This window comes from Kibdelosporangium phytohabitans, assembly GCF_001302585.1.
Lineage (GTDB): Bacteria > Actinomycetota > Actinomycetes > Mycobacteriales > Pseudonocardiaceae > Kibdelosporangium > Kibdelosporangium phytohabitans.
The window spans coordinates 7981635-7993621 of sequence record NZ_CP012752.1 but is presented as its reverse complement, the minus strand read 5'-3'; the positions used below and the strand labels follow the sequence as shown (position 1 = coordinate 7993621).

Sequence of the window (11987 nt, the reverse complement as noted above, 5' to 3'; positions counted from 1 at the left end):
GGGCGAGAAGGGGACTCGCGGTGCCACCGCACTTTCGCCGCCCCGGCTGGCAACCGCGGCGGCCTCGTTCAGCCCGATGACGGGGGCGAACCGGCGGGGCATTGCCTCCCCGCACTCGGGAGGGTCTTCACCACGGGCGCGAGGCCGCCTTCCCAGCTACCGGCGGCTCTCTCTGCTCACGTGGACCGTGGCTACTCGTCTCCGTCAACGCGTTGCCGAGAAGGGTAGGTCAACCGCGGCGACACGGCACGCCGATTTCACGGCAGCCATGCCGACCGCGCCAGCCGGTCCAGCTGCGCGAGGAGGTCGGACGGCGGCACGTCGAGGTCCAACGGGTACTCGGTGATCGTGACCGGCGAGTTGGATATGCGTCGCGGGACGACACCGGCGGTGCCGCTCGCGTAGACGAGCCACGCCCGGTCGACCCGCAACGCAGTGCAGTAGGCGAGCACTTGGTAGAGGTCCGTGGCCGGGTAACGGCCGGACTTGCTCTCAAGCTTGTACTTCGCGTCCACGACGAACCGCGGGGTCTCGTCGACGAGGTGTACGGCGTCGATCTTCATGGGCACCACGCCGTCGAGTCTGGCCGGGAACTGGCGATGTGTCCTCCCAGGGCCGGTGCTCCACGCCTCGGTCAGCGCCGTGGTGACGAAGTCCTCGAAGACCTGCTCCATGTTGACCACGAACGAGGCGATGGAGAGACCGTTGCAGCCCACTTCGAAGGAGAGCGTCCGCAGTACGAGGTCCGCGATCCGCAGCGCGGGTTGGTACGGCGCGTTGAGCCTAGTCGGCCGCCACGGCGGAATCAGAGCTCTGGGCGCTAGCGGCGAACTGCCGGCGAGTTTGTTGTCCACGTGCTGCAACCGCCTCCTGATGTCCGCCTCGACACGGGGAACCTTGAGCATTCGGCGGACGGCCGTGCGTAACAGCCGGTTCTCGGTGATGTCCACGGTGTACTCGTCGTGGGTGATCTCCATTGGTGTCAGGCGGCCGGGTCGCTTGGTGATCTGGTCACCGATGCGGATACGACCACGGACCACCGCACTCGTCGCGTGCTCGGTCGTGTAGCCCAGCAGGACACCGCGCGCCAGTGCGCGTTCGGCGTTGCGGCATAGGGTCTCCGCGACGATCGCCCACAGTTCGTCAGCTTCGACGCCTTCGACGTTCTCGGGGCGGAAGCCGGGGTTGACGGCGTAGCCCAGCATGAACAGCAGGCGCTGGATCTTCATCTTCGGTTTCACCACGACGTCAAGCCCGTGGGCGTGCACGGCGCCCACACGCTTGGACTTCGGGACCAGCTTGTAGCCGGAACCGTCCGGCCGGACAGTGACGAGGTCGCATCGCTTGAGGTGGTCCACTTGTACCGCAGTGAGCGAGACGGTCTCGCTCGACTTGGCGTTCTCGTCGATGACGATCACGACTGGCCGCGGATGGCGTCGAGGCCGAAGGTGTCGTGCACCTGCCTGCGGGAGCGGAGGTCGTAGTAGTGCTCCTCGAGCAGCGGCAGGATGGAGTACTCCCAGACGAGGTCGAGGCCGTGGTCCGCGTCGGGTTTCATGAGGTACGAGGGACCGATCTTGAACTCGCGGTCGTCGCCGATCGCGTTGTTGAGCTTGGTGAGCAACTCGGCGCGTCCGTCGGTTTTGCCGTGCTTGGCCACCCACCGCGTCAGCAGTTGATCCACCGGCGGGTGGTCCGGGTGCAGTTCGACGAACGCGAAACGGCGCCGCATGGCTGCGTCCACCAACGCGATGGAACGGTCGGCGGTGTTCATGGTGCCGATGATGAAGATGTTCGCAGGCAACCTGAACTGCTTGCCCGGGGAGTACTGGAGCTCGATCGCCTCCTCGCGGTACTCGAGCAGGAAGTAGAGCTCGCCGAAGACCTTCGACAGGTTGGCCCGGTTGATCTCGTCGATGATCAGCACGTAGGGGCGGCCGGGGTCGTTTGCCGCGGCCTCGGCCAGCAGGCGCAACGGTCCGTCCTGCACGGCAAGCGTGTAGGTCTCGCCGGAGCCGCGTGGCCGGTAGCCCTCGAAGAAGTCCTCGTAGGCGTAGGACGGGTGGAACTGAACCAGCCGAGTCGCCGCTGCGCCCGCGATGTGCTGCGCCAGCTTGCGCGCCAGGTAGGTCTTGCCGGTACCGGGCGGTCCGTACAGGACCATCTGCTTCTTGTACTGGAGCACTGCGATGACCTTCGCCAGCCAGTTCAGGTCGAACAGCAGGTCGTCTGCCAGATCCTGAGTCGCGGACGGCAGAGTGGGAGCCGGTCGGGCGAGGTACCGGGCCAGGCGGTCCGCGTCGTTCACTGTGTATCCCGGGATGGTGAGTCGGAGCAGGATCTGCCTGGTCTGGTTGCCGCCGGTCGTCGCCTGCGCCCTGCCGATCTCCTTGCGGAGCCCGTCGAAGTCGTCGACGTCCGCGAGCCTGGTCGGGGAGTCGCGGATGATGCGTTCTGCTGGGGGAAGCTTGCGGGCTTCGCGCGAGTCGAGTGCCACGCTCACCAGTACTGCGTCGAGCTTGCCGAGCCGCCTGAGCAGCAGTTCGAGCGCGGGGTCGTACTGGGTGTTCGACCCGTTGGGTCTGGTCTCCGCCTTGCCGCTGCTGCTCATCAGCACCAGCGCGAGATGATCACCTTTCTGGTTGGACCTGGTACTCCGCGTCGAGCACAGTTCCGGCGTCGTCCGTTGCACGCATGCTTGGCCATCGCGATCTTGCCGGGTGGGGTTACTCATTTTCGGAGCCGGGCGTACACGCTGCGAGGTGGGGCCAATGAGCCGGACAAGGCAAACGTCTGCTCGGCTACCCGGGTGGCGAGGTCGGGCAGGAACGGTGTCAGCTCGTTGGCCAGCGTGCGGCACGAGGCGAGCAGCGTCGCCAGTACGGTGTCGAGGTCGTCGTCCGGGCCGCTGATGGCCAGGTCCCATGGCCTTGACCTGGTCAGATAGGCCGCTGCGTCATCGGCGATCTGCCATACGGCGTCTGTCGCGGTGACGAAGTCCGCCCTGGTCAGGGCGGCACGGACGGTGCCGGACACCGACGGCCACGTGCCACCTGGGGGTGGTTCGCCGTCTCGGTAGCGGTGTACGAGGCCGGTTATCCGGTCGACCAGTGTGCCCAGGCGCTTGTGCAGGTCTTTGTTGGCCAGGTGGACGATGCGGTCCGGGGTGAGTGTCGGGTCGCGGAGCAGCCACCACCTGACGGCATCCGCGCCGTAACGCGACGAGAGGGCAGCGATGTCCGGGTGGTCGGTGTCTGGGTGTACGACGATCGAGGTCGGCAGTGGGGCGTCTGTGGACAGCAGGTGTGCGTGCCAGGTGATCTCGTGCTGGTGGCGGGCGGATTCGCCGATGACGTGGATGCGTTCGTCGGTGGAGGCCCACCAGCGCTGGTAGTGCGCTGGGCCGAGTGCGTCCACGTAGCGGGGGACAGGTGTGTCTGTCGCGTCGAAGTCGTTGTAGGACAAGGCGAGCGCCGAGCGCAACGCGGGCGGTCCGCCGCCGAGGAACCGTACGCGCGAGCCGGTCATCCTGTGGTGGCGCGCCAGCACGTCCGCCCACACCAGCTCCAGAGCGGACGCTCGTGCGGTGGTGGTCACGTAGACCCGCGACATCACGGGAACGTAGCACGCTATTCGGTCAGCCGGATGTCCCGGAACGAGACCACGTCGCCGTCGCCGTGGTTCTGCAGGCCGATGTGTCCCGAGACCAGTGACCGCGCTGGGTCCGTGTTGGTGAAGTCGTTGACCTGCACGCCGTTGAGCAGCACCCGCACCCGCTCGCCGGACACCACGAGCTCGAACGTGTTCCACTCACCTATTGGCCGCACGGCCTTGTCACGGGCCGCGGTGTCCGCCGATTGGAAGCCGTAGATCGCTCCGGTGGTCCGGGCCGGCTCGTCGCTCGCGTCGATCTGCACCTCGTAGCCCTTGTTCACCGCCGACATCGGGTCGGAACTGGCCGGAAAGCCGATGAACACCCCCGAGTTCGAGTCGCCCGACACCTTCCAGTCCAGCTTCAGCGCGTACGCCCGGAACTCGCGTGCCGAGTACCAGAACAGGCCCATGCCGCCGGACGAGGTCAGCACGCCGTTGCGGTTGGCGAACCCGCCCGGCCCGGCCTGCGACCAGCCCACCGTCGACCCGCTGTACAGGCGCAACGGTCCGGGGCTACACGCGGCCAGCAGCAAGGCGACCACCAACAAGATCTGCCGCATCACGGCCTACGGTACGTGACGGCGTTCGGACTGCGCACGCCCGCCGGGTACCCGCTCGCCGGGCCGACAACCGCCTGCCTGGCCGGAGCGCCGACGTAAGATCTCAGGCCTGGTACATCGATGCGATGGAGCCGCGATGTCTGTGCTGCCCGGCCAGGACCCCGCCAGGTCCTGGCGGCCCCTCAAGCGGGGCTCCCTCGCGACCCTCGGCGTGGCAAGGCGGGTCGCGGGTGACGTCGCGGGCGGGCTGAGCGGGCCTCGTGTGCGCGCGGCGGTCAGGGGAGTGCGCAGGCTGCTCGACGCGGACGGCGCCGGCCTGGCCGACCTGACCGGGCGGCTGGAGTGGGTCGGCCAGACACCGTCGGGTGTCGACGTGATGTCCCTGGTCGAGGACGTTCTGCACAGAGAGACGAAGGCGGGCAGGCTGCCGACGGTCGCACTGCCGCTGCACGCACGCGACGAGCTGTCCGGTGTGCTGGTGGTGGCGGGCGCGAGCCGGATGGGGCCGGTGCGGGACGTCGCCGACTGGATCAGCGACGCGCTGGAACGCACCCGCCTCGAGGCCATGGCCGACCAGGCCGCGCAGGCCGAACTGCGTGCGCTGCGCGCCGAGATCTCGCCGCATTTCGTCTACAACGCGCTGACGGTCATCGCGTCTCTCGTCAGGTCCGATCCGGACCGGTCACGGGAACTGATGCTCGACTTCGCCGACTACACCCGCTACAGCCTGGCCCGGCACGGCGACTACACGACCGTCGCCGACGAGTTTCATGCGATCGAGACCTATTTGGCGTTGCAGCGCGCCGTGCTCGGCGACAGGCTGCGTGTGCAGATCCGGGTGGCGCCGGAGGTGCTCGCGGTGGCGATCCCGTACCTGGTGTTGCAGCCGCTGGTGGAGAACGCCGTGCGGCACGGGATCGAGCCGCGTTCGAAGTCGGGACTGGTGCAGGTGCGGGGCGAAGCCGAGGGGTCGGACTGCGTGATCAGCATTGAGGACGACGGGGTCGGCATGGACCCGGCCGTCGCCGAACGGGTACTGGCCGGGCACGGCCACGCCGACAGCGTCGGGCTGACCAATGTGGACCGCAGGCTGCGCAACGTCTACGGCTCGTGGTTCGGTCTCGTCGTCGAGACCGCGCCGGAAGCGGGGACCAGGGTGGTCGTGCGGGTGCCGATGTTCCAGCCCGGGGTGATGCCGTGATGGGTCCGAAGGGGCTGACTGTGCTGGCGGTCGACGACGTCCCCGCGGCGCTGGACGAACTGGTCAGGATGCTGCGGGACGCCCCGGAGGTCGACGAGGTGCACGGCGCGGCCGACCCGATCGCCGTGCTCAAGATGATCCACACCGGCCGGTTCGACGCGGTGTTCCTCGACATCTCCATGCCCGGCCTGGACGGCCTCGAGCTGGCCTCGTTGCTGCGCAAGCTCAGCGAGCCGCCCGCGATCGTGTTCGTCACCGCGCACGAGGAACACGCGGTGGCCGCGTTCGGCATCGGCGCGGTGGACTACCTGCTCAAGCCGCTGCGGGCGGAACGGCTGGCCGACACCCTCGCCCGGCTCGGCAGGCACGCCGAACCGGCGCCGAAGCTCGACGCGATGGCCGCGCTGCCCGTCGAAGCGGCCGGGCGGACGCACTACATCCGCCGCAGCGAGGTGTACTTCGTCGAAGCGCAAGGCGATTACGTCCGGCTGCACACGAAGGCCGGTTCGCACCTGGTGCGGATGCCGATCTCACGGCTGCAGGAGTACTGGGAGAGCGCGGGTTTCGCCCGGGTGCACCGCGGTTACCTGCTGTCGCTGAGTTTCGTGCGTGAGCTGCGCAGCGACTCCGCGGGGGGCCTGCTCGCGCACACCGAGGCCGGTGACGTCCCCGTGTCCCGCAGGCATTCCCGTGAACTGCGCGAGCGTTTGCTTCGGGCGGCGCAGCACGGTGAGCTGGACCGGCGGGCCTGATGCCGCACCGCAGGGTCGCCGTGACCAGTCCGCAGACGCGGCTCGCGCACGCGCGCAAACGTCTGCGCGGCCGGTGGCGTGCGCCTGCGCTCGACCAGGCCGACGCCGAACGGGCGCAACGGCTTTTCCGCGTGCAACGCCGCCGGGCGATGGTCGCCGTCGGCTGGCTGTTCGCGCTGGTGCTGTTGCTGCCGTTGGTGTTCGCGTTGTGGCCGCAGCTGGACACCGTGCGGTTGCTGGGGATCCCGGTGTCGTGGCTCATGGTCGTGCTGATTCCGTTCCCCGCCATGGTCTTCCTCGCGGTCTGGCAGTTGCGGCGCGCCGAGAAGCCTGAGGACCAGGAGTGATCGCCGCACTCGCGGTGACCCCGGTTGTCCTGATCACGCTGCTGATCGGGTTGCGCGGGGTCGCCGCGATGCGCACCACGTCCGATTTCCTCGTCGCCTCGCGCCGGGTGTCGCCGCTGCTGAACTCGGCCGCGGTGTCCGGCGAGTACCTGTCGGCCGCGTCCTTCCTCGGCGTGGCCGGGCTCGTGGTCAAGGACGGCCTCGGCGCACTGTGGTACCCGGTGGGGTTCACCGCCGGATACATCGCCATGCTCGCACTGGTGGCCGCGCCCATGCGCCGCTCGGGCGCGCTGACCGTGCCGGACTTCGCCGAAGCGCGGCTGGCCTCGCCGCCGCTGCGCAGGCTCGCGGCGGTCGCGATCCTGGTCATCGGCGGGCTATACCTGGTCCCGCAGTTCCGCACCGCCGGGCTGGTGCTCAGTGTCGTGAGTGGATCGCAGTACTGGGTCGGTGTGGTGATCGCCGGGGTCGTCGTCGCGGTGACGCTCGCGCTCGGCGGCATGCGGGCGGCCACCTACGTCCAGGCTTTCCAGTTCTGCCTGAAACTGGTGCTGTTCATCATTCCCGCGATCTGGTTGCTGCTGCGCGTCGGCCCGGACGTCCGCGAGGAGGCGGTGCGCCCGGTCGAGTTCACCCACTTCGGTCACGAGACCGCCGTGACTTTCCGTGCCGCGGTCACATTGGAAGTCACGTCACCGACCACTGTGCGTGATCCCGCGCGCGGTCGGATTGCGTTGCCTGTTGGGGAATTTCAAGTAGCAGCGGGTAGTGAGTACATCTTTCCCGAAGGTGCGGCGGTTCCCGGCGTGAAGGGGCAGACGCCGCCCGGCGGGCCCGGCTGGGAACGACCGCTGATCAACGTGCAGGGCGAGGGGTATCCGCTGCTGGGTACGTGGGCTGTCCTCTTGGCCACGATGCTCGGCACGATGGGACTCCCGCACGTCCTCATGCGGTTCCACACCAGTCCGGACGGTCGCGCCGCACGCCGGACCGCGGCGATGACAGTCGTTCTGCTGAGCGCGTTCTACCTCTTCCCCGGCATCTACGGCGTGTTGGGCCGTGTGCTGGTACCGCAGCTCTACCTGACGGGTGCCACGGATACGGCAGTCGTCGCACTACCGTCCCAAGTGGATGACGGAGCGTGGGGGGACGCATTCACCGCGTTGCTGACCGCCGGTGCGTTCGCCTCGTTCCTGGCCACCTCATTGGGTTTGCTGCTCGTGGTCTCCGGCGCCATCTCGCACGACCTGTTGGCTGGTGGGCTCGGACAGCTTCGGGTGACGGTGTTTCTGGCCGCCGCGGTGGTCGTCCTGCTCGCGTTGCCCGCCGCCCGGATCGACGCGGGAATCCTTGTGACGTGGGGATTCACCGTCGCCGCGTCCACGTTCAGCCCGTTGCTGGTGCTGGGCATCTGGTGGTCGCGGCTCACCGCGCCCGGCGCGATCGCCGGTGTGGCAGTGGGTTTGCTCGCCACCGCGGGCGCGATCGTGATGACGCTGTTCGGGCCGCCGGTGCACGGCTGGCCGGCGATCCTCGTGGCACAGCCCGCGCCGTGGTCGGTTCCGCTCGCGGTCGGCACCATGGTCGTGGTCTCCTTGTTCGGCAGGCCACCGCCGTGGACGACGACGGCGATGCTGCGACTGCACCTGCGAGAGCAACCAGAACGTGACCTGAGCCACTCGACCTTCGGTCTTGACCGTTCGTCGACCGTTCGTCGCATGGTTCGGCGGTTTGTCCGCTGACTCACCCGATGGGCTGATCACCCTTTAGTGTGTCGCGGAACACATGCCGTGACAGGGAGGTCGCGTGAGTACCGTCGAACCTGACACCCGGCCACCGGACGCCCACGACTGGGAAGAGGTCCAGGCCAGTCCCGAATTCGCCGACCTGCGGCGCAGGCTGCGCCGGTTCGTCTTCCCGATGACCGGGCTGTTCCTGGTCTGGTACCTGGTGTACGTGCTGCTGGCCGACTACGCGCACGGCTTCATGTCCACCAAGGTCTTCGGCAACATCAACGTCGCGTTGATCCTCGGCCTGCTGCAGTTCGTGTCGACCTTCGCGATCACGATGCTGTACGTCCGCTACGCCAACAAGAAGCTCGACCCCAAGGCGGCGGAGATCCGCGAGGAGATCGAGGGAGGCGACACCAAGTGATCATCGCCCAGGCCGCGTCGAGCTCCAACCCGACGCTCAACATCTCGATCTTCGCCGCGTTCGTCCTCGTCACGCTGGTCGTGGTGTTCCGTGCCAGCAAGAACTCCCGCACGGCGGCCGACTACTACGCCGCGGGTCGTGCGTTCACCGGTCCGCAGAACGGGATCGCGATCTCCGGTGACTACTTGTCGGCGGCGTCGTTCCTGGGTATCGCGGGTGCGATCGCGGTGAACGGCTACGACGGTTTCCTCTATTCGATCGGTTTCCTGGTCGCGTGGCTGGTGGCGTTGTTGCTGGTCGCCGAGCTGTTGCGGAACACCGGCAAGTACACGATGGGTGATGTGCTGGCGTTCCGGATGCGCCAGCGGCCGGTCCGCGCCGCGGCGGCGACGTCCACCCTGGCCGTCTCCTTCTTCTACCTGCTCGCCCAGATGGCCGGTGCCGGTGGTCTGGTGGCGCTGCTGCTGGGCATCACGAGCAAGGCGGGCCAGGCCGTGGTCATCGCGATCGTCGGCGTGATCATGATCGTGTACGTGCTGATCGGCGGTATGAAGGGCACCACGTGGGTGCAGATCATCAAGGCCGCCTTGCTGATCACCGGCGCCGCCGCGATCACGCTGTGGGTGCTGGGCCGCTACGGCTTCAACCTGTCGTCGCTGCTGCAGGGTGCGGTCGACAAGGCGACTCCGGCCGTGCTGGACCCGGGTCTGCAGTACGGCAAGACCCCGACGAGCCAGCTGGACTTCGTGTCGCTGGCGCTGGCCCTGGTGCTGGGCACGGCGGGCCTGCCGCACATCCTGATGCGCTTCTACACCGTGCCCACGGCCAAGGAAGCACGCCGTTCGGTGGTCTGGGCGATCTGGCTGATCGGCATCTTCTACCTGTTCACGCTGGTCCTCGGCTACGGCGCGGGCGCGATCGTGGGGCCGCAGGCGATCAAGGCCGCGCCCGGCGGGGTCAACTCGGCGGCGCCGCTGCTGGCGGACGCCCTCGGCGGGCCCGTGCTGCTCGGGTTCATCGCGGCGGTCGCGTTCGCCACGATCCTCGCTGTGGTCGCGGGGCTGACGATCACGGCGTCGGCGTCGTTCGCGCACGACGTGTACGCCAACGTGATCAAGAAGGGCAAGGCCGACCCGGCCAAGGAGGTCAAGGTCGCGAGGATCACCGCGCTGGTGATCGGCGCGGTCGCGATCCTCGGCGGCATCTTCGCCAACGGCCAGAACATCGCGTTCCTGGTCGCGCTGGCGTTCGCGGTCGCCGCGTCGGCGAACCTGCCGACTATCCTGTACTCGCTGTTCTGGAAGCGGTTCAACACACAGGGTGCGCTGTGGAGCATCTACGGCGGCCTCGCGGTCTGCGTCCTGCTGATCGTCTTCTCACCCGCGGTGTCCGGCACCGCGTCGTCGATGATCAAGGACGCGAACTTCGCCTGGTTCCCGTTGTCCAACCCGGGAATCGTGTCCATCCCGGTGTCGTTCTTCCTCGGCTGGCTGGGCACGGTCCTGTCGAAGGAACGTGACGACGCCAAGTACGCCGAGATGGAGGTCCGCGCGTTGACGGGCGCGGGCGCTGAGAAAGCTGTCGCCCACTAGGGCTCGCCAGGGGAAGAGATGAGGGGCCGTCCGGCGAACCGGACGGCCCTCTCGCATTTACGCCGTGCCGTACGGGTTGTCGAGGGCGATGCGCCAGACACCGTCCGCGCCCAGCCGCACGACATCGGTGGACGTGCCCTGGAGGTCGACGTCGTGGCCGTCGGGGGTCTTGCCCTTGATGGTCCAGTCCACGAGAACCAGCGCGATGTCGTCGGCGCGGTAGATCTGCCGGATGTCGGCGTGCATCGGCAAACCGAAGCCGATCAGGTGTTTCTGGGCGGCTCGCCGCGCGTCACCCGTCATCGGCTGGCCGGGAGCGGGTACGAGCACGCCGTGCTCTTCGAACATCTTGTCGACGGCTTCGGCGTCGCCGTGGTTGAAGGCGTCGATGAAGGATTCGATCGCTTCTCGAACGTCATGATCTGCTGTCATGCCTCACATACGGTATCGCGTCCGCTCGTCCGGACGTTCACCGACGGGTACACCGTGCGCCCGGCCGGGCCGGGCCTGGGCATCGAGATCGACGAGGAGCCGGTCCGGCGGGCCGCCGAGACCGGGCACAGCTGGCGGTCGCCCGGGTGGCGCCACGACGACGGCGGTTTCGCGGAGTGGTGAGCAGCGGACCCACCCGGGGCCCGCTGCTCACGCCGCTACCCGGTCAGCCTGGCCATCACCGGGAAGCCCGCGTCCCGCCACGCGGCGAACCCGCCGATGACGTCACGGACCCTGGTCAGCCCCAACTGGGTCATCACCTGGTGCGCGGCGAGGCTGGAGGTGAAGCCCTCGTTGCAGATCAGGATGATCTCCTGGTCGTGCTCGGCGTGCCGCAGCTCCTTGAGGTGCCACTGGCTCGTCACGTCCAGGCGCCACTCCAGCACGTGCCGGGAGACCAGGACGGCTCCCGGGATCTCGCCGAACCGCCACCGGTACTCGGTCGGCCGCAGGTCGACCAGTGTCGCGCCGGCCCGCAGCGCCTGCGCTGCCTGGGCAGGGGTGTAGCGGGTGATCCCCTCCCGCGCCTGCTCCAGCAGCTGCGAGATCGCGCTCACGTCAGCGCCGCGCGAAGCGCTGCCGCCTCGGCCTCCAGCACACCGGTGTCCGGCTCGGGCGTGTCGCACTCGATTGCCCGCAAATGATGTGTTCCGGACGGAAGTGAGCAATAGAAATTCATCACCCGCAGGGGCGGTGAATAGGCGTGGATCGACACGGTCGGCGTCATTCCGACATTCACGAGATTGTGCAGGTAATCCGCGCCGAAGCCGACCGAGGCGCCTTCGGCGTGCCGCCTCGTCCGCAATCGGTCCGTGCCGACCGTTCCGTAGTCCTCGACCAGTGATCCACTGGCCACGGCGAACGCGCCGACGCTGCCGCCGTGGTCGTGCAGCAGGGTGTCCTGCCCGATGTCCCAGCAGATCAGCCACACCTCGTGCGCGGCGTCCCGGCTGAGCCGGACACAATGCCGCTCATAGAGGTCGAATTTGATTTCGCCACGCCAGGAATCCGGCGTTGTGGCGGTGGTTTCGACGATTTCTCGTAACTGCCCGGCGGGCAGCACGGCGTCGTGTGACAATTTCACGAGACAAGCCCTTTCGCCAAGAACCCGCGGTGTCCTGGTACGCCGGGTCGGGGGACCCCGTCGCTCCAGGCCAGCGTGGATTGGTATCTCGCTCGAGCTCCTGCCGCCGTGGAACCCGCCAATGCCGGATCGGCGCCTGTCGGCGCGTTCA

General features: G+C 68.1%; 14 protein-coding genes. 7 read left to right on the top strand and 7 right to left on the bottom strand.

Annotated elements, in window-relative coordinates:
- Window positions 1–257: 257 nt before the first annotated feature.
- The 4 genes from AOZ06_RS36045 to AOZ06_RS36030 all read right to left on the bottom strand — a co-directional run bounded on the left by AOZ06_RS36045 (window position 258) and on the right by AOZ06_RS36030 (window position 4214).
- Window positions 258–1418: an McrC family protein gene (locus AOZ06_RS36045; RefSeq protein WP_054293466.1), complete on the bottom strand. Its 1161-nt coding sequence runs from the start codon at window positions 1416–1418 to the stop codon at window positions 258–260.
- Window positions 1415–2611 carry an McrB family protein gene (locus AOZ06_RS36040; RefSeq protein ID WP_218921840.1) on the bottom strand — a complete coding sequence of 399 codons (1197 nt, stop codon included), beginning with the start codon at window positions 2609–2611 and terminating at the stop codon, window positions 1415–1417. Before AOZ06_RS36040 ends, AOZ06_RS36045 begins: the two co-directional genes overlap by 4 nt.
- Before the next feature lie 119 nt (window positions 2612–2730).
- Window positions 2731–3612, bottom strand: coding sequence for a methionine--tRNA ligase (locus AOZ06_RS59225; protein ID WP_054293464.1), 882 nt, complete (start codon window positions 3610–3612; stop codon window positions 2731–2733).
- 17 nt (window positions 3613–3629) lie between these two features.
- On the bottom strand, window positions 3630–4214 hold the full coding sequence (locus tag AOZ06_RS36030; protein WP_054293463.1) for a 3-keto-disaccharide hydrolase: 585 nt from the start codon (window positions 4212–4214) through the stop codon (window positions 3630–3632).
- A gap of 136 nt (window positions 4215–4350) precedes the next feature.
- On the opposite strand from AOZ06_RS36030, the gene AOZ06_RS36025 reads away from it, so the two are divergent.
- From AOZ06_RS36025 to AOZ06_RS36000, 6 genes are all read left to right on the top strand, one after another.
- Window positions 4351–5415 carry a sensor histidine kinase gene (locus AOZ06_RS36025; RefSeq protein ID WP_083472154.1) on the top strand — a complete coding sequence of 355 codons (1065 nt, stop codon included), beginning with the start codon at window positions 4351–4353 and terminating at the stop codon, window positions 5413–5415.
- Window positions 5415–6167 carry a LytR/AlgR family response regulator transcription factor gene (locus AOZ06_RS36020; RefSeq protein ID WP_054293462.1) on the top strand — a complete coding sequence of 251 codons (753 nt, stop codon included), beginning with the start codon at window positions 5415–5417 and terminating at the stop codon, window positions 6165–6167. Before AOZ06_RS36025 ends, AOZ06_RS36020 begins: the two co-directional genes overlap by 1 nt.
- Window positions 6167–6514 carry a hypothetical protein gene (locus AOZ06_RS36015; protein ID WP_054293461.1) on the top strand — a complete coding sequence of 116 codons (348 nt, stop codon included), beginning with the start codon at window positions 6167–6169 and terminating at the stop codon, window positions 6512–6514. Before AOZ06_RS36020 ends, AOZ06_RS36015 begins: the two co-directional genes overlap by 1 nt.
- Entirely contained in the window at window positions 6511–8256 is a 1746-nt protein-coding gene (locus AOZ06_RS36010; RefSeq protein WP_054293460.1) for a sodium/solute symporter, read from the top strand. Before AOZ06_RS36015 ends, AOZ06_RS36010 begins: the two co-directional genes overlap by 4 nt.
- A gap of 64 nt (window positions 8257–8320) precedes the next feature.
- Window positions 8321–8668: a DUF485 domain-containing protein gene (locus tag AOZ06_RS36005; RefSeq protein ID WP_054293459.1), complete on the top strand. Its 348-nt coding sequence runs from the start codon at window positions 8321–8323 to the stop codon at window positions 8666–8668.
- A complete protein-coding gene (locus AOZ06_RS36000; protein ID WP_054293458.1) occupies window positions 8665–10260 on the top strand; it encodes a solute symporter family protein in 1596 nt (531 codons plus the stop codon). Before AOZ06_RS36005 ends, AOZ06_RS36000 begins: the two co-directional genes overlap by 4 nt.
- A gap of 57 nt (window positions 10261–10317) precedes the next feature.
- Here the strand turns inward: AOZ06_RS36000 and AOZ06_RS35995 are convergent, their stop codons facing one another.
- Window positions 10318–10692, bottom strand: coding sequence for a YybH family protein (locus tag AOZ06_RS35995; protein WP_054293457.1), 375 nt, complete (start codon window positions 10690–10692; stop codon window positions 10318–10320).
- A gap of 54 nt (window positions 10693–10746) precedes the next feature.
- Here AOZ06_RS35995 and AOZ06_RS54940 point away from each other — a divergent pair, with 54 nt between their 5' ends.
- Window positions 10747–10875 carry a hypothetical protein gene (locus tag AOZ06_RS54940; protein WP_417999908.1) on the top strand — a complete coding sequence of 43 codons (129 nt, stop codon included), beginning with the start codon at window positions 10747–10749 and terminating at the stop codon, window positions 10873–10875.
- Window positions 10876–10910: 35 nt separating this feature from the next.
- Here AOZ06_RS54940 and AOZ06_RS35990 read toward each other — a convergent pair whose 3' ends face one another.
- Both AOZ06_RS35990 and AOZ06_RS35985 read right to left on the bottom strand, forming a co-directional pair.
- Window positions 10911–11309 carry a rhodanese-like domain-containing protein gene (locus tag AOZ06_RS35990; protein ID WP_054293456.1) on the bottom strand — a complete coding sequence of 133 codons (399 nt, stop codon included), beginning with the start codon at window positions 11307–11309 and terminating at the stop codon, window positions 10911–10913.
- Complete coding sequence (locus AOZ06_RS35985) at window positions 11306–11830, bottom strand: cysteine dioxygenase (RefSeq protein WP_083472806.1); 525 nt, start codon at window positions 11828–11830, stop codon at window positions 11306–11308. Before AOZ06_RS35985 ends, AOZ06_RS35990 begins: the two co-directional genes overlap by 4 nt.
- Between the last annotated feature and the right edge of the window lie 157 nt (window positions 11831–11987).